The following is a 21,468-nucleotide window of genomic DNA, read 5'->3' on the forward strand; positions in this document are numbered from 1 at the left end:
AGTATCTTTCGAAACGTAACAGGCAAAATTGCTGATTCGGCAAAAAGGCCGGAAAGCTCTATCCCTATCTGAAAGGTTGACCTTATGCGCATGCGCCAAATTCCCGTCCTGCTGGCCGCGGCCCTGTTCACGCTGTCGGCGCAAGCGGCCAGCGCCGACCGCTGGGACGTGCCGGTCCACGTCAAGAAGCTCGACAACGGCCTGACCGTCATCGTCACCGAAGACCACAGCTCGCCCACCGTGGGCGTGAGCGTGGTGTACAAGGTCGGCATGCGCCTGGAGCCGAAGAACCGCACCGGCTTCGCCCACCTGTTCGAGCACCTGATGTTCCAGGGCACGCCGAACGCGCCCAAGGGCGTGTTCGACAAGACCATCACCGCGGGCGGCGGCCGCAACAACGGCTCCACCCGCGCCGACTTCACCAACTACATCGAGACCGCGCCCGCGTCCGCGCTGGACGCCATCCTGTGGCTGGAGGCGGACCGCATGAAGACGCTGGACTTCAACGAGAAAACGCTGAAGAACCAGCAGGACGTGGTGAAGGAGGAAATCCGCGTCAACGTCAAGAACCAGCCGTACGGCGGCTTCATGTGGATCGACATCGGCCAGCACGCGTTCCAGAAGTGGGAAAACAACCACGACGGCTACGGCAGCTTCCAGGACCTGGAAGGGGCCAGCCTGGACGACGTGCGCGCCTTCCACCGCGACTACTACGGCCCCAACAACGCGGTGCTGGCCATCGCCGGCGACGTCACGCCGCAGCAGGGCTACGCGCTGGCCAAAAAATACTTCGGCGCGATACCCAAGCGCGCCACGCCGGCCTTCGGCGACTTCAGCGAAGGCCTGAACACGGCCGAAAAGCGGGTGCAGCAGAGCGACGCGCTGGCGCAGGTGCCGGCGCTGGCGGCGGCCTGGAAAATGCCGGACCGGGGCAGCAAGGACCAGGCGCCGATGGCGGTGCTGGGCGAACTGCTGGCCGGCGGCGACGCCTCGCGCCTGTACCAGGGCCTGGTCAAGGGCCGCGAGCTGGCGCTCAACCTGTCGCCGCTGTACGGCCTGACCGGCCCGTGGGAATACGACGGCCCGACCCTGTTCACGGTGTTCAGCATGTACAAGCCCACCAGCAGCGCCGACGCGGTGCTGGCGGCCATGGACGAGGAGATCGCCAAGGTGGCCAGGGAGGGCGTGGACGCGGCCACGCTGCAGCGCGTGAAGACCGCCATGCTGGCCGACTGGTACAACAAGCTGGAAAGCTATATGGACCGGGCCGACACGCTGGCCAAGCTGCAAACGCTGTGGGGCGACGCCAAGGTGGTCAACAAGATTCCGGGCTGGATCGACGGCGTGAAATCGGAAGACATCCAGCGCGTGGCGGCCACCTATCTGACCAAGGCCAACCGCACCGTGATCGACCGCAAGCCGGCGCTCAAGGACGCCCCGGCCGCCGCCCCTGCAGCGCCTGCCGCCGCGCCTGCCCCAGCCACGAAATAAGGACCGCACCATGAAGAAACTGATACTGGCCGTGGCCATCTCCACGCTGTGCGCTCCCATGCTGCACGCCCAGACCGCCGCCGCCAAGGCCGGGACGCCGGCGGCGCCGCCCGCAGCCGCTGCCGCGGTGTCCCCGGTGCCGCCCTACGGCGCCGACAAGCCGCTGCCGGTGCCCAAGATCGCCAAGAAGACGCTGGCCAACGGCCTGGAAGTGTGGGTGGTGCCGCGCCAGGGCCTGCCGCGCGTGGACTTCGTGCTGGCCGTGCGCGGCGCCGGCTACGCGGCCGACGACGCCAAGCATCCGGCCTTCGCCAGCCTGCTGGCCAACCTGCTCAATGAAGGCACCGCCAAGCGCAGCTCGCGCGCCATCGCCGAAGCGGCGCAGGGCATGGGCGGCAGCGTGGGCGCCTCCACCGCCAACGACGGCATCACCGTGTTCGGCAACGCGCTGGCCTCCAACGCCGCGCCAATGGCGGCGCTGCTGGCCGAAGTGGCGCGCGAGCCGTCCTTCCCGGACGAGGAAGTCAAGCTGGCCAAGACCAACGCCCTGCAGGCGCTGAAGGCGGCCGAGGCGCGCCCGGCGTTCCGCGCCGAACGCGCCATCTCGCGCACCGTCTACGGCGACCATCCTTACGGCCGCACCACCGCCACCGCCGAATCGATCGATTCGACCGACGCCGCGCTGCTGCGCGCCGAACACGCCAAGCGCTTCCGCCCCGAGCGCAGCCTGCTGGTGGTCACCGGCCGCATCAAGGAAGCGGACGCCATGAAACTGGCCGAAGCGGCCTTCGGCAGCTGGAAGGCCAGCGGCCCGGCGCTGCCGGAAACGCCGCCCGCGCCGGCCGCCATGGCGCCGCAGCGCCTGCTGCTCGAGCGGGCCGGCAGCGTGCAGTCCACCTTGCGCCTGGGCCGCCCCGGCGCCGCCGCCAGCGTGGATGACCACGTGCCGCTGCGCCTGGCCAGCACCATCCTGGGCGGCGGCTTCAGCAGCCGCGTCAACCTCAACCTGCGCGAAGAGAAGGGCTACACCTACGGCGCCTCGGCCGGCGCGCGCATGAGCCGCAACGGCGGCGCCATCGTCGGCGGCGCGGACGTGCGCAACGAAGTCACCGGCGCCTCGCTGGGCGAGTACTTCAAGGAGTACCGCAAGCTGGGCACGGAGCTGGTGGACGACGAGGAAATGAGCATGAACAAGCGCTACGTGGCCGGCTCCTACCTGATCACCAACCAGCTGCAGCGCGCGGTGGCGGCCACGCTGGCGGGCAACTGGCTGGTGGGCCTGCCGCCTGAATTCCTCGGCAGCTTCGTGCCGAAGATTCAGAAGGTGAGCGCCGAGCAGGTGCGCGAGATGGGCAGGAAGTACTTCGCGCCGGAGAGCCAGTCCATCGTGGTGGTGGGCGACAGGAAGGCCATCGAGGAACAGCTGAAGGAGTTCGGCGAGTTCACCGTCACCGACCGCTAGGGCGCGCAGCCGCCGCTCAGGCCAGCGTGCGGCGGAAGTCCAGGTAATCCTGCGCGGTGCGCCTGGGTTCTTCCACCATCGGCAGGTGGCCCACGCCCGGCATCATCACCGTGCGGCTGCGCGGGAACAGCCGGGCGAAGGCGGCGGCGCCGGACGGGTGCAGTATCTTGTCCTGCTCGCCCCACACCACCAGCGCCGGCAGGGCCGCGTACTGCGGCTGCGGCTGCAGCAGCGGCGAGGCCGACACCTGGCGCATGATGGCCGTATGCAGCGGGAAGTCGGCCGCGGCGCGCCGGCCCAGCGCGGTGAGCACCGAATGCGGCAGGAAAGGGCGTTCCCGGGTGCAGGCGTCGACCAGGGCGCCGTACTCCTGTTCTTCGCGCACCAGCAGCGGCATGTCGCCGCTGGCGTCGTAGTGCTTCAGCACGTCGGAGCTGTACGACGCTTCGGTGCCGGCCGCGTCCAGCAGCCACAGGCTGGCCACGCGCTCCGGATGGGCGGCGGCAAACTGCGCGGCGATGAAGCCGCCCATGGAATTGCCGCCCAGGTGGATTTTGCCCGGCGCGACCTGGTCCAGCAGCGCGCGCAGGCGCTCGGTCTGCTCGGCGATGCCGTAGGCGGCCTGCGGGTCGCGGCCGGCGTCGCCGAAGCCGGGCAGGTCGGGGCAGATCACGCGGTAATGCGGCGTGAGGAAGCGCGCCATGCGGGTGAAGTTGTCCTTGTCGCCGGCGAAGCCGTGCACCAGCACCAGGGTGTCGCCTTTGCCGCCTTCCAGGTAGGGCATGCTGAAGCCGGGCACGCTGGCCTGGCGCAGGCGCAGGCCGGCGCGCAGCCGCTCCAGCGCAATGCCGACGCGGGCGGCGGCTATCGGCGCCAGGCGGTCGAACAGGACCAGCGCCATCAGCACCGCAGCGCCCAGGGAAAGCAGGGCGCTGATGAAGTAGACCAGTTGTTGTGGATCCATGACAGATTTTCCTTTTATTGAACTTACTTAAACTTACGCATATCAGGGAGCATCACCGTGAACACTACCAATCCTTACTCGGCGCCCGGCGCCGCCTTGTCCGGCCTGGCGTCGGGCAAGGACACCTACGAACCCCGGCTGTGGGCCTGGCGCGGCCGCATCGGCCGCCTGCGCTACCTGGCCTACCTGTTCATCGTCTCCCTCATCAACATGCTGCCGGTCACCGTCCTGATGGGCGTGCTGGGCGCGAGCGGCGCCCTGTCGGACAACCCGGACGCCATCGTCGCCATCAGCACCGTGCTCTACCTGCCGCTGCTGGTGTTCAGCTTCGTGCTGGCCAAGCGCCGCTTCAACGACGTGAACCGCTCCGGCTGGTTCTCGCTGCTGCTGTGGGTGCCGCTGGTGAACTTCATCGTCTCGCTGTACCTGGTCTTCGCGCGCGGCGACGAGGGCGGCAACGATTTCGGCCCCGCGCCTTCGCCCAACACCACGATGATCAAGCTCTTCGGCCTGGTGTTCCCCATCCTGTTCACCGTGTTCGTGATCGGCGTGATGGCCGCCGTCGCCATTCCCGCCTACCAGGACTATGTGCAGAAGGCGAAAGCCGCGTCGGCAAGCCAGGGCCTGTAAGCGCTACAGCTGCCCGCTTTCCTTGATGTCCAGGTAGCGCTCGATCAGCGCGGCGCTGAGCTGGCCGGGCGCCACGTCCACCAGCGCGCTGGCGCGCAGGCCCAGGCGCCGTATCGCTTCGCGCCGCTGCTGCAGATACAGCATGGCGGCCGGCTGGCGCAGCGCGTCCTGGAAGCCGGCCACCGGCGCGGCGGCGGCGCGGTCCAGCGCCTGCTCGCGCAGGCTGGCGCACAGCACCATGTGGCGCGTGCCGAGCAGCTCGCAGGCGCTGCGCATGGCCTGGTCGTCCTCGTCGCGCAGGTTGGTGATCAACACCACGAAGGCGCGCTTGGACAGCTTCTTCATCAGCGCGCCCGCCGCCTGCGTGTAGTCGGGCGCGGTTTCATCCGGCTGCACATCATACACGCCCGCCAGCAGGCGGTCGAAACCGGCGCGGCCCTTGCTTGGCGCCAGCCAGCGGTTGTCCCCGTTGCCGGCAGCCCCGCCAAAACTCATCAGCCCCACCGCATCGCCCTGTTTCTGCGCCACGAAGCCCAAAGTCAGCACCGCCTGCAGCGCGTGGTCGAAATGGCTGCCATGTTCGCTGCCGTCCTGTTCCCGGGCCAGCATGCGGCGGCCGCAGTCGAGCAGGAACACCACCTGCTGGTCGCGCTCCTCCTGGTATTCGCGGGCGATCGGCTTGCGCTGGCGCGCCGTGGCTTTCCAGTCGATCGAGCGCAGGCTGTCGCCCTGGCGGTATTCGCGCAGCTGGCGGAAGTCGGTGCCTTCGCCGCGCCGCCGCTTGCGGATGGCGCCGGCCGCCGGCGCGCGGCGGTCGGTTGCCTGCAGGGTCTGGCCCAGCAGGCGGGAATAGTCGGGGAATACCTTCACCTGTTGCTGCGGCCCGATGCGGCGCGTGCGCTGCCACAAGCCCCACGGCGTGGCGATGCGCACGTGCGGCTGGCCGAACTGCGCGTTGCCGCGCCGGTCCGGCCTGACGCGGTAGGCCACCGACACGAAGGCGCCGCCGTCCACCGTGCAGGCGTGCGGCATGCCCTCCATGGCCCAGGCGGTGGGATAGGCGTCGAACAGGTCCAGCCGCAGCGGGCGCGCGCCGAGGTTGTGCACCGTCAGCGTTACGCCGTGCCACAGCTCCACCGGCAGCACGCCGGACAGCTGGCGCTCCAGCCGCAGCGGCGGCGCGCGCAGCGCCTGCCAGGCGTCGGCCAGCGCGGCGGCCAGCAGCGCGGCGCCGGCCAGCCACCACGCGGCCGTCACCGCCGTGGCCAGGGCGGCAGGCGGGGACGCCCACGCCAGGCCGGCGCTGGCGGCGGCGCCGGCGCCGGCCCAGGCCAGCACCAGCAACAGCAGGCGGCGCGAAGGCGTCATGCGCGCGGCGCGGCGATCTGCTGCACCAGCGCCGCCAGCAGCTGGTCGCTGTTCAGGCCGTCGAGTTCGCTTTCCGGCGAGATGGCGATGCGGTGGCGCAGCACCGGCAGGCTGGCCTGCTTGATGTCGTCCGGCGTCACGTAGTCGCGCCCGGCCAGCAGGGCCATGGCGCGCGCCATGCGCACCAGCGCGATGCTGCCGCGCGGGCCGGCGCCGATGGCGATGCCTGGCCAGTCGCGCGTGGCGCGCACCAGGCGCACCGCGTAGTTGGCCACGCTGTCGTCCACCCGGATGCGCGCCACCAGCTGCTGCAGCGCCAGCACCGTTTCCGGTTTGACCAGCGTGGCCACGGCGGCCACGTCCAGCCCGTCGCCCACGCGGTTGCGCGTGACCGTCTGCAGCATGGCCTGCTCCTCGCCCTCGCTCGGGTAGGCGATGCGCACCTTGATCAGGAAACGGTCCAGCTGCGCCTCGGGCAGCGGGTAGGTGCCTTCGTTCTCCAGCGGATTCTGGGTGGCCAGCACCATGAACGGCGGCGCCAGCGCGTGCGCCTCGCCTTCGATGGTGACCTGGCTTTCCTGCATCGCCTCCAGCAGCGCGGACTGGGTCTTGGCCGGCGCACGGTTGATCTCGTCGGCCAGCAGCAGGTTGGCGAACACGGGGCCTTTGCGCACGCTGAAGGTCTGGTTCTTCAGGTCGAACACGGCGTGGCCCATCACGTCGGCCGGCATCAGGTCGGGCGTGAACTGGATGCGCGAGAATTCGCCGGCGAAGGTCTTGGCCAGCGCGCGCACCAGCAGCGTCTTGCCCAGCCCCGGCACGCCTTCCACCAGCACGTGGCCGCCGGCCAGCATGCAGGCCAGCACCTGGTCGATCACTTCCTGCTGGCCCACCACGGCGCGGCGGATTTCCCCGGCCATGCGGCGCACAATGTCGAGCGCCTGCTGCAGGCGCTCGGGGCTGATTTCGCCGCCGCTTGCGCTGTCTTCGTTGGGGATCGCTTGGTTACTGTCGCTCATGGTGGATTCTCGCTTGTTGGAGTAGCTGGATCTGGCGCGTGAAGGCGGCCGGGTGGGGCGCCGCCGGGCCGTGCAGCGCGCTGTGCATGTCGATAAGCGGCACATTGCACAGGCGCGCCAGGCGCGCCGCTTGTTCTTCGTCGCCGAGCTGCTGTAGCTCCGGCGCGCGCCGCCGCAGCAGCGCCTGGGTTTCCTGGCGCGCGGCGGCCAGCAGCACGTCGCGGCCGCCCTTGGCGCGCCACAGCCAGTTGCCGCTGGCCTCGATGTGTTCGAGCAGCGAGCGGCGCTCGGCGTCCGGTTCCGGCAGCATGGGGCCGAACCGGCGCGCCGCGCGCCACAGCAGCAGCGCAAGCAGCACCGCCAGCGCGGTCAGCGGCATCCACGCGGCGCGCCATACTATGGCGTACCACGGCGCCGCGTCGGCGTGCAGCACCAGCGTCACGTTGCGGCCCTGCTGGTTCAGGCGCGCCAGGCCAAGCAGCAGTTCGGCGTGGTCGAAGCGCGGCAGGCGCTGGTTGTTGAAGTAATTGTCCGACACCATGGCGACATGGCCGCGCCCTTCGGCGTACACGCGCACCGACATGCCGTCGAAATCGCTCCACAGGGGCTGGCGGCCGGCGCGCAGCGTGTGCAGCACCTCGGTGCCGGTGTCCAGCGCGAGCGGATAGCTGCCGCCGGGCAGGGTGACGCAGGTGAGCTGGCGCAGCTCTTTCGGCTTGTTCGTGGCCGCGCTTGCCTCTTCTTCGAATTCCTCGTCTTCCTCGTCGTCCTCGGGCGGCAGGGCCGCTGCGGCGCCATTCAGCGTGTCGCAGTTGGCGCGCAGCTTGGTGCGGTAGCTCAGGCCGACGCCGAAGCGCGCGCCCAGCGGGTCCGGTTCGGTCAGCGGCGTCAGCCGCTTTTGCGTGTCGGGGCGGCGCGCATTGTCCGCGTCGCGGTACTGCACCGGCACCCACTTGGGCTGCAGCACCACGGTGTTGCCGCGCCGGACCCATTCCATCAGCTGCGCCGCCTGCACCGGATTGACCTGGCCGTTGTTGTCGGCCAGGATCAGCGTGCCGCCCGGCAGCGCTGCCAGGCCTGCGCCGCTCAGGCGTTTCTCGACATGGACGCTGTAGCCGTGCTGCTTGAGCAAGGTGCCGGCGGCCAGCATGGGGTTGTCGATGGCCAGCGGGGAAATATAGGTCACCGCGGTCGGCGAGCGCTCCATGACCGCGTACCAGAGCCACACGCAGCCCGCCAGCGCGGCCACGCAGGCCAGGGCGATCAGCGCGCGCGCGCCGCTTCGGCCCGGGCGGCGCTGTATGGCTGGCTTGGCGGCGCTCACGCGTGCTCCCCCTGCGGGGCGGGTGTTGCTGCGGCCGCATCGAACTGCGCCCGCCACGCGCCGCAGGCGGCGTAGAGCGCGGCGCTATCCGGCCAGCGCGCGCCATAGGCGCCGTTCAGCCACAGCGTGGTGGCGGTGGCGGCGACCTGGTAGCGCGCGGGAGGCAGGCCGGCCTGCTGCGCCAGGCGCAGGCAGTCGCCCTCCGTGGCGCCCTGGGCCAGTTGCAATCCATCCTGGTGCACCAGGCGCGACAAGGTGGCGCGGTACAGCAAGGCCAGCGCGCCGCGCCGTTCGCCCTGTTCCCACAGGCTGCGCACCGCGCCCGCCACGTCGGCCGGCAGGCTTTCGGCGCGGATGTCCAGCCCCGCGATTTCGGTGGCCGCCTGCACGGCGGGCGCCGGCAGCAGCCAGGCGAACTTGCCGCGATAGCGGTACATCAGCCAGGCCACCAGCGCAACGCCGCTGGCGATCAGTACCACCTTGATGGCCAGCGCCAGGGCGCTCAGGTCCGGCATCTTGAGCGGCTGCTCGGGCTGCGGGTCGTCGAAATCCTTGAGGTGCCAGCTGTCCTCGCATTTGTAGCCGCGCAGGTCGTCGCTGTTGTACAGCTGCTTGAGTTCCTTGCGCAGCGCGGCCTGTTCGGCGCTGCGCGCGGGCGCGTGCCTGCCGACCGGGTCCTGCAAGTGGCGGGGCCGCGCGCACTGCGCGTCGCCCGGCGCCGCAGCCGGGGGCGGCGCGGCCGCCTGCAGCGGCTCGGCGCTGGCCGGCGGGAACAGCAGCGCAGCCGCCAGCCCCAGCGCGGCCAGCCAGGCCAGCAGCAGCGGACTCGCATGGCCGGCCTGCAGCGGGGCAGGCGCCTGGTGCCGAGCGGCTGGGGCCTGGATCTGGCGCAGCGTGATCTCGATATCCCATGCTTCCAGCGTGGCGCGCCGGTTCAGGTACAGCGTGAAGCAGCACGCCGTGTAGACCGGTCCCACGATGCCGCCCGCCACCACATAGGCGGCCATGGCCAGCAAGTCGAGCAGCGGGCCGTTGGAGCCTTTGAAGAAAATGGCCAGCGGATTGATGGAAGCCCCGTCGCTGAGGAACAGCCCGACCAGGGCCACCAGGCCGAAGTTCAGCACCGCCTCGAAATGCGCGCAGGCCAGGCCGAAGCGGTAGGCGGCGGCGCCGGTGCCGTTGCGGCCGATGGCGTGCCGCCGCTCGCTGGCGGTGGCCCCGCGCGCCTGCTCCAGCTGCCAGACCGGCTGGTACAGGCCGCGCCCCGGCATGAACAGCCGCCACCACGTGAGCATCCGGAACCAGCCGCCGCCCAGCTGGCGCGGCCACGCGCGCAGCGCCTGGCGCCACGTCACGTCTTCGCCGAACACCTGGCGCGACAGCACGTACAGCGGGCCGCGCTCCAGCAATGGCCGCAGCCACCAGGGCAGGAACATCCATAAGGCCGCGTAGCCGGGCGCCGCCCAGATCAGCAGCAGGGACAGCGCGCACAAGGGCAGCCACAGCGCCAGCCAGGTCTTGTACACCGGGCCGGCGTGCGCGCGCAGCAGCGCGAAGCCCAGGTCCAGCGCCTGCGGAGCGGGGCGCGGCCGCAGCGCGATCTGCAGATTGTCAATCCGCATGTTGCGCTCCCCGGCTGCGGCCCGCCAGCAGGAAGAAGGCGATGACCGCCGCCCAGCACACGCCGCCCACCGCGTACTTCACCTGCGGCGGCACCGCCGCGCTGGCCGACCAGAAGGCCTCCACGAAGGCCGCCAGCAGGGTCAGCAGCGCGGCGCCCACCAGCACCGGGAACATGGCGCGGCTGGCTGCGTGCAGCGCGTGGCGCCGGCTCAGGCGTCCGGGCGCGATCAGCGCCAGGCCGAGCCGCATGCCGGACACGCCGGCCAGCACCAGGCCGGTAATCTCGAAGCTGGAGTGGGTCACCACGAAGGACCAGAAATTGGTGCGCGTCAGCGGGTCCATGTTCAGCCAGCTGGCGATCACGCCCATGTGCATGCCGTTGAAGGCCAGGCTGAGCAGCGACGGCAGGCCGCCGAAAATGCCGCCGGCGAAAGTGCGGAAGCAGATCGACACGTTGTTCCAGATGTAGTGGCCGAACATCTGCAGGTCGCCTTCCTGTCCGCGCCCGAGGTCGATGCGGCCGGGGCGGTACATCTGGCGGTATTTTTCCAGCTGCGCCGGATCGATGAAGCTGTGCGCCCAATGCGGCTGCTGCCACACCAGCAGGCCCAGTCCCAGCGCCACGCCGAACACCGCCAGCACCGCCAGCAGCAGCAGGCGCCATTCGGCGCGCACGCGGCGCGGAAAATCCACCAGCATCCATTGCAGCAGCGCGCGCGGACGTTCGGCCACGCTGCCGTACAGGCGCAGGTGGCAGGCCGCCGCCTGCGCGTGCAGGTAGTCCGTGAGCGCAGGCGAGTAACCGCGCTGGCCGGCCAGCGCCAGGCACTGGCACAGGCGGCGGTACAGCGCCGGCAGCGCGGCCGCGTCGTCCGAGCGGTTCTGCAGGATGGCGTCGATGGCTTCCCACAGCGGCGCGTGCTGCTGTTCGAACTGGGTCTGCTTCATCGGTTCTGCCTCATTGCTTCAGCCCCGCCGCGTAGGAGCGCAGCCGCTCCAGCGAGGCCGCGCCGGTGGCGCCGGTGAGCGGCTCGGCGATGCTGCCCAGCTCTTCCAGCCGCGCCGGCGGCAGGCCCTGTTCGCGCTCGAACAGGTCGGCCAGCGCGCGCTGCTGCGCGGATGTGAGGGGGAATGGCAGCGGCAGCGGCGTCGCTTCGCGCACCGCGGGACGCGGCGGCGCCCGGTCGCGGTACACCACCAGCGTGCCGGCCACGATGTCGCCCAGGCGGCGGAACTGGCGGTCGTACAGCATGCAGGCGAGGCCGGTTGCGTAGGCCAGCGGCAAAAAGTCGGCCGCCAGCAGCAGGTTGCGCAGCGCCGATTCGCGCCAGCCCACGGGCAGGCCGTTGTCGCGCCGTACCTGCAGGCCGAGCGCGCGCTTGCCCACGGTCTGGCCCTGGAAATACACTTCGCAGATGACGGGGTAGCCCCAATAGCTGACGAAGGCCAGCACCGCCAGCACGCCCTGCGCCATGCGCGGTCCGCTCAGCAGCCAGTTGGCCAGCAACATGAAGGTCAGCCACAGCGTGACGTCCAGCGCCCAGGCCCAGGCGCGCGGAGCCGGCCCGGCCGGGGTGAGCAGCAAGCGCGTGCCTTCCGGCGTGGTGAGCGAGAGGCGGCCGTCGATCAAGGCCGTGGCGGTGGGGTGTTCATGGAGTCATATTGTATCCAAGAACGGCATAAGGGTTGCAAAAAACGTAAACAGGGCAGCTTGCTAACCGCCCTGCGTGGATGGCCGTGGCTCCAGCCATGGTGCCGGCTACGGTTCCGGCACCCCGGCTTCGCTGGCCAGGCGGCGGTAGTCGGCCGAGTTGCGCACGGCGGCGATGGCGTGCCAGATGGCGTCCGCGCGCTGCGGGCTGCGGCGGTAGGCGGCGCGGTTGAAGGCCAGGTGCAGTTCCACCACCCAGTACGGCTGCGCGGCCTGCACCACCTGGCCCTGGAAGCGCGGGTCGCTGCGCGCCAGCTTGCTCGCTTCGAGGCCCTGCAGGATGGCGACGTCGAACATGCCGGTCGACAGCAGGCGCAAGGCGTCGTCGGCCGACTTCACCAGCTCGCGCGGGCGGTAGCCGCGCTCGCGCAGCACCGAGCTGATCAGGTAGCCCGACTGCACCGCCACTTCCTGGTTGGGCGCGCGCAGCGTGTGGCCGTCCCAGCTGCCTTGCCCGCCCGCTCGCAGGAACACGTTGACGTTGTCCGCGTACAGCGCGCGCGCCGGATCGGCCCTGCCGTCCGGCAGCAGCGGATAGGCGGCGAAGCTGCGCCGGGCCTTGGCGTCGGCGGCGGCGATGACGGCGTCCACCGTGCCCAGGCGCAGCTCTTCGATGCAGCGCCGCCAGGGCTTGGCGGCGTACACGAAACGCTCGCCCAGCTGCTTTTCCACCCGCCGCAGCAGCTCGAAGTTCAAGCCGGTGCCGTCCGGCGAACTCCAGGGGCGCTGCTCCACGTCCTCATAGCACATGACCAGCGGCGCGGGCTGGCCGGCCTGCTCGCCGCCGCCGGCGCGCGCCGGCGCGGCCAGCAGAGGCAGGAGCAGGCACAGAAGCGGGGGCAGGCGCGGCATGGGTCAGTTGTCCTTGTAGCTGGCGTAGATCTTCTGCAGCTCGCCCCGGTCGGCCAGCGTTTGCAGCGCCTGCCTGAGCTGGTCGGTGGCGGCCGGCGCCAGCTTGCGCGAGACCGCGAAGTACAGCGGCTCTTCCCGGAGCACCATGGGCAGCAGTTTGATCATGCCGGTCAGATGTTCGTCGGCGATGCTGCGCCGCAGCGCGCCTTCGGTGTGGTAGAAGAAGCGCCCGCGCTTGTTCAGCAGCTTGCGCAGATTGACTTCGGTGTCGCTGCTGCTGGCGTCCAGGCGCAGTCCCGGTTCGCTGAGCAGCATGCTCTCATACGCCGAGCCCCTGGATACGATGATCACGTTGTCCGGCCCCAGCTTGCGGATCTCGTCCAGCGTGCTGATGGCGATTTTGTCGTCGGCGCGCACGGCGATCTTGTGGCGCACGGTATAGACCGGGATCTCGATGAAGGCGAACTTCGCTTGCCGCGCCCGGGTCGGTATCAGCGCGCAGAACGCGTCCAGCTGGCCCTCGGCCAGCGCCGATTCGATGCGCGGCAGCGACATGGGCTGGGTCCAGCCGCTAAAGCGCAGCCCCGGCGCCACCTGCTCGACAGCCTTGAGCACTTCCACGCAGATGCCTTTGCGCTTGGCGTTCAGCTCGTACTTCAGGGTGTTGTTGTCCTGCGCGGCCGTGCGCAGCAGCAACGGACCGGCCGCCGCAGCAGCCGTCGACAGCAGGCTGCAGGCCAGCGCCGCGGCAAGCATCCCCGGCGCCCACAGCGCTCCCATCGCCCGCAGCGGCGGCATGCATGGAGCCATCGTCGGCATGGTGGTCGGCATTGGCGGCATGGCGGGTCCGCTCAGGCGACGGCGGCGCCGCTGTGCTCGTCCATCCAGCGCAGCAGCTCGCGGCCCAGCACGCGCAGGCGCGCCGTTTCCACCTGGCGCCGCTTGTAGGCTTCGTGGCTGGCCGGCCCGCTCAGGCTGAGGTCATGGCTGGCCTTGTCCATCAGCTGGATTTCGTACTCGAAGAAAAAGCCCACGTCGTAATCCGGCTCGGCCGAATCCTGCGCGGCGGCGTCCTGCGCGGCGAAGATGGGCAGGCTGCTGCCGCCCGCGTCGCTGGCGTGCAGGTGGATCATTTTGCGCACCGTCACCTGGATGCTGCTGAAGCCTTCGCCGCTGTGCGGATTGTCGCTGCGGGTCTGCTGCTCCGAATGCGCCAGCAGCTCCTGGTCCATGCGCTGCAGCAGCTCGGCCGGATAGTGCGCGCTGCGCTCCAGCATGGGCCGGTACTTGCAGAACACCTCCTTGGCTGCCTCCATGTCCAGCAGCGTGTTGCGGGTGCGTTGAGAATCCACGTTGGTGACCGACAGCAGGTGCGCGCGCTGCAGGGTCTGCAAGGCCAGCAGGCACTCGAAGCGGGTGTTGAAGATCATGCGCACGCCCAGGTGGTCGTACACGTCCGCCGCCAGGTAGGCCGCCTTCTGCAGCAGCTTGAGCAGGATGCTGTTGCGGCCCTTGTTGTTCTTGCGGTCGAAATGCAGCAGCGGCAAACAGGTGTCGCCGTGCGTCAGGAAATACTGGCCGCCGTCGCAGCGGATCACTTCGTCCAGCGAGGCGAACACCTGCTCGCGGATGGTGTGGAAATGGCGCAGCTTGAGATTGTTGTCGATGTAGAAAATGCCGTGCATCACTTTCAGCACCGCGCACGACCACATGCGCAGCGCGTCCGCCTGCAAGCCGCGCCGTGAGGCATACACCAGCAGCTCCAGCGGGTCATGCGGCGCGCGCACCTCGGCCGGGATCAGCGCTTCCTGGCCCGGCTCCAGGAAGGTGCCGGCGATGAAGGCCACCGCTTCCCGGTGCGCGCGGGCGATGATGGCGGGCGCGGCCGGCTGGGCCAGGTCGAAACCATACTCCAGCACGAACTGGCGCGCGTCGTGCAGATTGCGCAGCGCCAGTGCGCCCAGGTCGATGGCGGACACGCCGCTGGCAATGGCGTTCAGATAACCCCAGTTCAGCGAGAATTTGTGCGCGCACTTGAGTGAAGCATGCAGTTCGGTCATGTCTCTAAGCCATCAGCGTTATCCGACAAGCAAGTATCCCCCTGCGCCGCGCAACGGTCAATCGGACACGGCGCGGCGTTGCAAATTCATCGCTGCGCGGCGCCCCGCCTGGTGCGCTGCAGCACGCCTGGAAGCCTGCATCCAAGCGGGCGTCGCCGGGGCCGGCAGCGCGCTATATTGATAGTCATGAGCTCCAATCTGACAGGTACAGCCGATCCTGCGCAGCCTGGCCTGGCGCCGGCCACGCGCGCCCTGATGGCTTGCCGCGAGCAGGTGGTAACAGCCTGGATGGACACGGTGCGCAACACCGTGCCCAAAGCCGTTCCTTTGCACGTCGCCATCCTGGGCAACACCTTGCCCGCCATCGTCGACACGGTGGCGCTGCTGTTGACGGACTCGGAACAGAGCCACGCCGCGAGCGACCTGGCCGCGCTGGCAACCGAGCACGGCGGTGAACGCGCGCGCCTGACGCCCTACGACATTACCACGCTGATCCACGAGTTGCAGCTGTTCAAGCAAGTGCTGTTTGCCCAGATGGAACGGGCCGGCGTGCCGCTGGAGCCGGGGCAGCGCACGCTGATCGCCAACAGTCTCGACAACATGATGCGCGACAGCGCCAACGCCTTCGCCGCCGTGCAGGCCGCGCTGCGCGAGCAGTTCGTGGCATCGCTCACGCACGACCTGCGCACGCCGCTGTCGAACGCGCGCATGGCAGCCGAGCTGATCGAGCGGATGGCGGCCGACGACGATGTGCGCCAGCTGGCCCGGACCATCCTGCGCAGCGCGCAAAGGATAGACGCCATGACCTGCGAGCTGCTCGACAGGATCGTATTCGGCGGCAGCGGCAAGCTGGCCCTGCGCATCGACGAATTCGACCTGGCCGAACTGGCGCGCGAAGTGGCCGGCGCCATCGACGCCGCCCAGCGCGTGGAACTGGATTTGCCGCCGCAGCCGCTGATCGGCCACTGGTGCCGGGAAACGCTGCGGCGCGCGATGGAAAACCTGCTCGGCAACGCCTTCAAGTATGGCCGTCCCGGCGCCCCGGTGCGGCTGACGGTGAGCATGAATTTCGAGCGCGTCAAGATCGCAGTGCACAATCACGGCGACCCGATTGCGCCCGAGGACTGCGAGAGCATATTCCAGCTGTACCGCCGCGCCGCGCACGGCAGCTACGCCACGCGCGGCTGGGGCGTGGGGCTGCCGTTCGCGCGCAAGGTGGCCGAGGCCCACGGCGGCAGCATCATTGTTGCCAGCAACCCACAGGACGGCACCACCTTCGTCATCGACATTCCGCGCGACGCGCGCCCGTTCCAGGGCGCGGCCTCAGTGGCCTGATTCTCCGCTTGGCTTCCTGCGCGGGTGCCCGCCCAAGTTTTTCCTCAATCAACAAGTTGACTATTTGACCTCGCCGCGCTCCGGGCGAAATGAATCCGCATATGATCCCAATCGCGTTGGGACGCGCGCTTCATTTCCGAATAAATAGATCACAAGGAAACACAATGACTAGCCGGCACCGTAGCACCAGTACCTCTCCTGCCTCATCTTCATTCAAGCCCACCCTGATTGCCCTGGCCGTGTTTGCGCTGGCCGCCTCGCTGCAAGCGCAAGCGCAGGAGGCCAAGGCAGACGACAACGTGGTGGTGGTGACCGGCTTCCGCGCCAGCCTGAACAGCGCGCTGAACACCAAGAAAAACAGCGACGGCATCGTCGACGTCATCAAGGCCGAGGACATCGCCAAGTTCCCCGACGCCAACCTGGCTGAATCGCTGCAGCGCGTCCCGGGCGTTTCGCTCACGCGCGGCGATGGCGGCGAGGGCAAGCAGATCACCGTGCGCGGCCTGAACGCGGGCTTTACGCGGGTGCGCATCAACGGCATCGAAGGCGTGACCGCCACCGGCGCTTCCGACATCAATGGCAGCACCAACCGCGGGCGCGGTTTCGACTTCAGCGTGTTCGCCTCCGAACTGTTCAACAGCCTGGAAGTGCGCAAGACCTCCGAAGCGGGTGTGGAAGAAGGCTCGCTGGGCGCCACCGTGGACCTGCGCACCGCGCGTCCGTTCGACTTCAAGGGCCGGACCTTCAGCCTGGGCGGGCAGGGCACGTGGAACGAGCTGTCGCGCAAGGCCGAGCCGCGCGTGACCGCGCTCTATTCGGACCGCTGGGACACGCCGATCGGCAAGATCGGCGCGCTGGCCTCGGTGGCCTACTCCAAGCGCACCATCCAGGAAGAAGGCTACGAGGCGGTGGAACTGCTGAGCGCCAGCCAGGAAGGCGGCTTCTGCTCGCCGCTCGGCTACGCGCCGCAAAACCCGGTCAACACGCCGTCCAAGGGCATCACCGCCACCCATTGCGGCACCGGCGTGCCGCGCACCTCCAGCCTGGCCGCCTACAACGACGTGATGGGCCGCACCGACAACTATGGCGGCACCGTCGCCAGCCCGGCCGCCGGCTCGGGCGCGTTCGCGCCGCGCATCCCGCGCTACCGCCGCTCGCTCACCAACTACGAGCGCACCGGCATCACCGCCTCCGCGCAATGGCGCCCGGACACCAAGACCGAGCTGAACCTGGACTTCATGGGCGGCAAGTTCGAGAACGACCGCTACGACAACTACATCTCCGCCATCTCCTTCGGGCGCACGCTGGGCCAGTCCAACGGCAAGCCGCAATCGTCCATCGTGGACGCGCACTTCGACAGCAACGGCAGCTGGGACTACGGCAAGTTCAACGCGGTCGACATCCGCACCGAAGGCCTGCTGGACAAGTACACCACCTTGTTCCGCCAGCAGGTGCTGTCCGGCAGCCGCGAGATCACCGACCGCCTCAAGGTGGACTTCCTGACCGGCGTATCGAACTCCGACCTGGACGAGCCGATGCGCGCCACCGTGCAGTTCGACACGCCGAACGTGAACGGCTTCTCGTTCGACTTCCGCAACAACCGCAACGTGCCGACGCTGAACTTCGGCATGGACGTGGCCAATCCCAACCTGTTCACCTTCGCGCCGCAGGAGGCGGACGGCACCTTCCACGGCCAGTTCGTGGGCCGCTACCTGCACACCAAGAACAAGCTGCGCACCAACGCCATCAACGCCAGCTTCGAGGTCAACGACAACATCACGCTGCGCGGCGGCGTCTCCAACCGCAAGAACACCTGGACCAACGTGGAAATCGGCTCGGGCGGCAACGGCCTGGCGCTGCCGGCCGGCACCACCATGGCCAGCATCACGCGCCAGATCGACGGCTTCGGGCGCGGCCTGGGCGGCAGCGGCGTGCCCACTTCGTGGACGGCGGTGGACCTGGACAAGTTCCGCGCCGTGTACGACATCGAATGCCACTGCTCGAAAGTGCCGGGTTCGGAATACAACATCCTGGGGCAGGCCAACCGCGGCGTGGAAGAGGGCATCAACGCGCTGTACGGCATGGTCGACTTCAAGTACGACGTGGGCCCGGTCGGCCTGCGCGGCAACGTGGGCGTGCGCGGCGCGGAAACCAAGGCCACCTCGTTCGCGCTGATCAACGCCAACGGCGCCTTGACCCCTGCCACCGTCGAGCACAAGTACCGCGACGTGCTGCCGGCGCTGAACGTCACCGCCTCGCTGCCGAAGGACGTGCTGGTGCGCTTCTCGGCCGGCAAGACGCTGTCGCGCCCCGAGTACACCGACCTGGCGCCGTCGGCTACGCTAACCACGCAAAGCCAGTCGGTCACCATCGGCAACCCGAAACTCGATCCCATCCGCGCCCGCACCTATGACCTGCAGGCCGAGTGGTACTACGCCAAGAACGCGCTGGTGTCGGTGGGCTACTTCCGCAAGGAGATCAACACCTTCATCCAGGGCGTGTCCGAGCGCGCCGTGTTCTCCTCGCTGGGGCTGCCCGATTCGGTGCTGATCGGCGGCGGCTGCAGCATCACCGGCGGCACGCCGGCCTGCCCGACGCTGCCGGACACGGTGGTGACGGTGGGCCGCAAGGTCAACACGCCGGGCGGCCCGCTGAACGGCTTCGAATTGAACCTGCAGGCGCCGTTCAGCTTCCTGCCCGGCGTCTGGAGCAACTTCGGCCTGCTGGCCAACTATACCCACGTCGACTCCAAGATCACCTACGTGACGCGGGTGGACAATCCGAACACGCCGGCCAACGAGCTGCTCAGCAAGACCGCCAACTTCACCGGCCTGTCGCCGAACGCGCACAACATCACGCTGTTCTACGAAGATCCGAAGTTCAGCGCGCGGGTGTCGGCGGCGCACCGTTCGTCCTACCTGCTGAACGTGCTGGGCGACGTGGCGGGGCACGACTTCACGGTGGTGGACGGCTCCACCAGTGTCGACTTCAGCCTGTCCTACAACCTCACGCCGAAGCTGCGCGTGAGCCTGGAAGGCCAGAACTTGACCGACACCCCGCTGCGCTACGGCCGCGACCTGCAGCGCAACGACACGCTGCTGTACGTCCACTCCGGCCGCACGTTCGTGCTGGGGCTGACGTACAAGTATTGAGAAGTGTCGAGCGGGTCTAGCGCGCCATGCTGACGGGGGTGATCTGGCGGATGAAGAACAGCACGTCCCAGTTCACGCCCAGCTGGCCGCCGCGCTGCAGTTCGTATTCGTAGCTGAACTGGGGCTGCGGTTGCGGCTGCTCTCGCTGCAGCTGCGGCAGTGCGGCGGCGGTCAGGCCGAGCAGGGCGTGCGGCTGTTTGGCCAGGCTGGCTTCCAGGCTGTCCGGCGGTATGGCGGGCAGGGCCAGGGGGCGGTTGGTCACGAAATCCAGGATCCGGCCGCCGGCGCCGCTGAACTGCACGATCTTGTAGCTGGCGCCCCAGTGGCGGTGCATTACTTCCCCCGCCTGCAGGTTCACCGGCGTGCGCTGAAAGCCGCGCGCGGTGTGCACCGTGTGCGCCCAGATCACCACCTTGCGGCCGGGGTAGAGCTGGTCCGCCAGCCAGATGGCGTTGTCGCCCATCTGGTTGTCGCGCTGGTAGTCGTGGTCCGCGCTCCAGTAGCTGGCCGCTTGCGCGTCCACGCTCTTCACTGCCTGGCACCAGAAGGCCGGGCCGGCAAACACGCCGGCGGCCGTGCCCGTGCCGGAGCCGGCGGCCGGAGGCGCTGCCCGGCACAGGGCGGTGCGCAGCGCGGCGGCGTGCTGGCGGAAAGCTGCCTGCGCCTCGGCGGGCGGCGGCGTGCGCTGCATCTCCAGCAGCGGCTGGGCCGCTTGCGCGTATCGCCGCCATCCATCGCCTTCGGCCAGCGCCGGCGCGGCTGTCTTCAGATAGGCCTGCAGGCGCGGCAGCAGCTCCTTCTTGCTGGTCTCGCCGGTGTGCTGGCTGTCGATGCCGCCCAGCGCCATCGGCTTGCCCTGCGCGCGCTGGCGGTCGAAGTACTGCAGCATGCCGCGCCCTTCCTCGGTGTTGGCGTACATGAAGAACACGCTGCCGGGCGCGATGTCGTCCAGCTTCTCGCCGCGCTCCACGCGTTCGGCCAGGCGCGCCATGTCGTAGAAGCCGCTCTCCAGCAGCAACACGTCGAAGCCCATTTTCTCGTGCAGGAATGTGAGCAGGCGCGTTTTCAGCAGATATTCTTCGCGCCCGCCGTGGGTCTGTTCCCCCAGCGCCACGACGCGCGCATTGCCGATGGCGTCGGCGAAGGGCTTCAGGTCGCTGTAGTCTTCGTGCTGCGGACTGGTGCTGGCGACAGGCCAGGGCTGGCTGGCTTGCGCCTGCGTCTGCGCTTGAGCCGGCGGCAAAAGCGCCGCCAGGGCCAGGGCGGCCAGGACTGTGCGTTGCATGCTTCCTCCGAATACATGAAAAATACCAATGTAATACCAATATTCGGCGGAAGCAATAGCTTAGTGATGCAGCTGGGCCGCGCTCGCGGCCTGGCCGGGTTGTTCGACGTGCAGCGCGCGTTCGCTGGCGGCAGTGTCGTAATAGGATTGGAAGCGCTCTACCTTGCCGTCGCGCAGGGTAAAGACGTGGACCCAAGGGCTGTCGTAGGTGAGCCCGGTCTGCCTGGCTTGCCAGGAAGCCTCACCGGTCACCACCACCATGTCGCCCTCGGCGATGAACTGTTTCGGTTCAAAGCGGACCGGTTTCACCGCCTGGTCCAGCTTCTGGAAGAACTGCGCAATCTCCGCCTTGCCGTGGTAGCGGCCGGCGAACGGAACAAACTCTGAATCGGGCCCGACCCACTCCGCGTCGTCGTGGTAACGGTCCAGCAGGTTGCGGATATCCCCGGTTTGGAACAGGCGATAGCCGTCCATCACCAGCTTTTTGTTTTCCTGTATTCCCATGACATGCCTCCTGATAAGCCGGCAGTCCAACAGCAGTCGCGGATGGTCGTGCCGCAGACAGCCGGTCAGTTCAGCCTAGTGCTAGCAAACTGGAAGTCAAGGACGGCGCCAAGGTTTGCTATGCTAGCGTCTTTCGTACGGAGTAATGAATATGGTTTCGTTGGCAGATCAACTGCTCAAGGCTGGCCTGGTCGATAAGAAGAAGGTCAAGGTAGTCCAGCAGGACAAGAGCAAGCAGAAGAAGGAAGAGCGCCGCACCGGCACCGAGAGCGTGGACGAGGCGCGCCTGGCTGCGCAGGAAATGCAGCGCAAGCAGGCCGAGCGCGCACGCGAGCTGAACGCCCAGCGCGACGCGGCCGCCGCCCAGAAGGCGATCCAGGCGCAGATCGCGCAGATGGTGCAGCAGAATCGCCAGAACAAGGGCAAGGGCGACGTGGCCTACAACTTCACGCACGGCACCAAGATCGAGCGCATCTACGTGTCGCCGGAAGTGCAGGCCCACCTGATCGCCGGCCGCCTGGTGATCGTGTGCCTGAACGGCGCCGTGGAACTGGTGCCGCGCGTGATCGCCGACAAGATCGCCGAGCGCGACGAGTCCCTGGTGGTGCGCGTGAAGCAGAGCAGCACCGAGGTCGACGAGGACGATCCGTACGCAGCCTTCAAGATCCCCGACGACCTGATGTGGTAA

At 68.7% G+C, this 21,468-nt stretch carries 18 protein-coding genes; 6 read left to right on the forward strand and 12 right to left on the reverse strand.

Going from position 1 to position 21,468, the window contains the following annotated elements:
• Positions 1-84: 84 nt before the first annotated feature.
• Together AC56DV_RS17645 and AC56DV_RS17650 are read left to right on the forward strand one after the other, a co-directional pair.
• Positions 85-1,491 (forward strand): M16 family metallopeptidase, encoded by a 1,407-nt coding sequence (locus AC56DV_RS17645; RefSeq protein WP_496315538.1) that lies wholly within the window; start codon positions 85-87, stop codon positions 1,489-1,491.
• A gap of 10 nt (positions 1,492-1,501) precedes the next feature.
• Positions 1,502-2,953, forward strand: coding sequence for a M16 family metallopeptidase (locus AC56DV_RS17650; protein ID WP_496315539.1), 1,452 nt, complete (start codon positions 1,502-1,504; stop codon positions 2,951-2,953).
• A gap of 16 nt (positions 2,954-2,969) precedes the next feature.
• Here AC56DV_RS17650 and AC56DV_RS17655 read toward each other — a convergent pair whose 3' ends face one another.
• Positions 2,970-3,917 carry an alpha/beta fold hydrolase gene (locus AC56DV_RS17655; RefSeq protein WP_496315540.1) on the reverse strand — a complete coding sequence of 316 codons (948 nt, stop codon included), beginning with the start codon at positions 3,915-3,917 and terminating at the stop codon, positions 2,970-2,972.
• A gap of 57 nt (positions 3,918-3,974) precedes the next feature.
• Here AC56DV_RS17655 and AC56DV_RS17660 point away from each other — a divergent pair, with 57 nt between their 5' ends.
• Positions 3,975-4,547, forward strand: coding sequence for a DUF805 domain-containing protein (locus AC56DV_RS17660; RefSeq protein WP_496315541.1), 573 nt, complete (start codon positions 3,975-3,977; stop codon positions 4,545-4,547).
• A gap of 3 nt (positions 4,548-4,550) precedes the next feature.
• Here AC56DV_RS17660 and AC56DV_RS17665 read toward each other — a convergent pair whose 3' ends face one another.
• From AC56DV_RS17665 to AC56DV_RS17705, 9 genes are all read right to left on the reverse strand, one after another.
• A complete protein-coding gene (locus tag AC56DV_RS17665; RefSeq protein WP_496315542.1) occupies positions 4,551-5,915 on the reverse strand; it encodes a DUF58 domain-containing protein in 1,365 nt (454 codons plus the stop codon).
• Positions 5,912-6,934 carry an AAA family ATPase gene (locus tag AC56DV_RS17670; protein WP_496315543.1) on the reverse strand — a complete coding sequence of 341 codons (1,023 nt, stop codon included), beginning with the start codon at positions 6,932-6,934 and terminating at the stop codon, positions 5,912-5,914. Before AC56DV_RS17670 ends, AC56DV_RS17665 begins: the two co-directional genes overlap by 4 nt.
• Positions 6,921-8,258 (reverse strand): DUF4350 domain-containing protein, encoded by a 1,338-nt coding sequence (locus AC56DV_RS17675; protein WP_496315544.1) that lies wholly within the window; start codon positions 8,256-8,258, stop codon positions 6,921-6,923. The genes AC56DV_RS17670 and AC56DV_RS17675 overlap by 14 nt, the downstream gene beginning before the upstream one ends.
• Positions 8,255-9,880, reverse strand: a complete 1,626-nt coding sequence (locus AC56DV_RS17680) for a hypothetical protein (protein ID WP_496315545.1) — start codon at positions 9,878-9,880, stop codon at positions 8,255-8,257. The genes AC56DV_RS17675 and AC56DV_RS17680 overlap by 4 nt, the downstream gene beginning before the upstream one ends.
• Entirely contained in the window at positions 9,870-10,829 is a 960-nt protein-coding gene (locus tag AC56DV_RS17685; RefSeq protein WP_496315546.1) for a stage II sporulation protein M, read from the reverse strand. Before AC56DV_RS17685 ends, AC56DV_RS17680 begins: the two co-directional genes overlap by 11 nt.
• A gap of 10 nt (positions 10,830-10,839) precedes the next feature.
• Complete coding sequence (locus AC56DV_RS17690) at positions 10,840-11,511, reverse strand: RDD family protein (RefSeq protein WP_496315547.1); 672 nt, start codon at positions 11,509-11,511, stop codon at positions 10,840-10,842.
• Between the two features lie 129 nt (positions 11,512-11,640).
• Complete coding sequence (locus AC56DV_RS17695) at positions 11,641-12,444, reverse strand: transporter substrate-binding domain-containing protein (protein ID WP_496315548.1); 804 nt, start codon at positions 12,442-12,444, stop codon at positions 11,641-11,643.
• A gap of 3 nt (positions 12,445-12,447) precedes the next feature.
• Complete coding sequence (locus AC56DV_RS17700) at positions 12,448-13,284, reverse strand: substrate-binding periplasmic protein (RefSeq protein ID WP_496315549.1); 837 nt, start codon at positions 13,282-13,284, stop codon at positions 12,448-12,450.
• An 11-nt stretch (positions 13,285-13,295) separates the two neighbouring features.
• On the reverse strand, positions 13,296-14,504 hold the full coding sequence (locus AC56DV_RS17705; RefSeq protein ID WP_496315550.1) for a TIGR04552 family protein: 1,209 nt from the start codon (positions 14,502-14,504) through the stop codon (positions 13,296-13,298).
• A gap of 186 nt (positions 14,505-14,690) precedes the next feature.
• Here AC56DV_RS17705 and AC56DV_RS17710 point away from each other — a divergent pair, with 186 nt between their 5' ends.
• On the forward strand, positions 14,691-15,839 hold the full coding sequence (locus AC56DV_RS17710) for a sensor histidine kinase (RefSeq protein ID WP_496315551.1): 1,149 nt from the start codon (positions 14,691-14,693) through the stop codon (positions 15,837-15,839).
• Positions 15,840-16,003: 164 nt separating this feature from the next.
• Positions 16,004-18,991, forward strand: coding sequence for a TonB-dependent receptor (locus AC56DV_RS17715; RefSeq protein WP_496315552.1), 2,988 nt, complete (start codon positions 16,004-16,006; stop codon positions 18,989-18,991).
• 16 nt (positions 18,992-19,007) lie between these two features.
• Here the strand turns inward: AC56DV_RS17715 and AC56DV_RS17720 are convergent, their stop codons facing one another.
• A complete protein-coding gene (locus AC56DV_RS17720) occupies positions 19,008-20,276 on the reverse strand; it encodes an erythromycin esterase family protein (protein ID WP_496315553.1) in 1,269 nt (422 codons plus the stop codon).
• A gap of 60 nt (positions 20,277-20,336) precedes the next feature.
• On the reverse strand, positions 20,337-20,780 hold the full coding sequence (locus tag AC56DV_RS17725) for a nuclear transport factor 2 family protein (RefSeq protein ID WP_496315554.1): 444 nt from the start codon (positions 20,778-20,780) through the stop codon (positions 20,337-20,339).
• 151 nt (positions 20,781-20,931) lie between these two features.
• On the opposite strand from AC56DV_RS17725, the gene AC56DV_RS17730 reads away from it, so the two are divergent.
• Entirely contained in the window at positions 20,932-21,468 is a 537-nt protein-coding gene (locus AC56DV_RS17730) for a DUF2058 domain-containing protein (protein WP_496315555.1), read from the forward strand.

Source organism: Massilia sp. BGA-UO-ETr-WB1 (assembly GCF_059567845.1).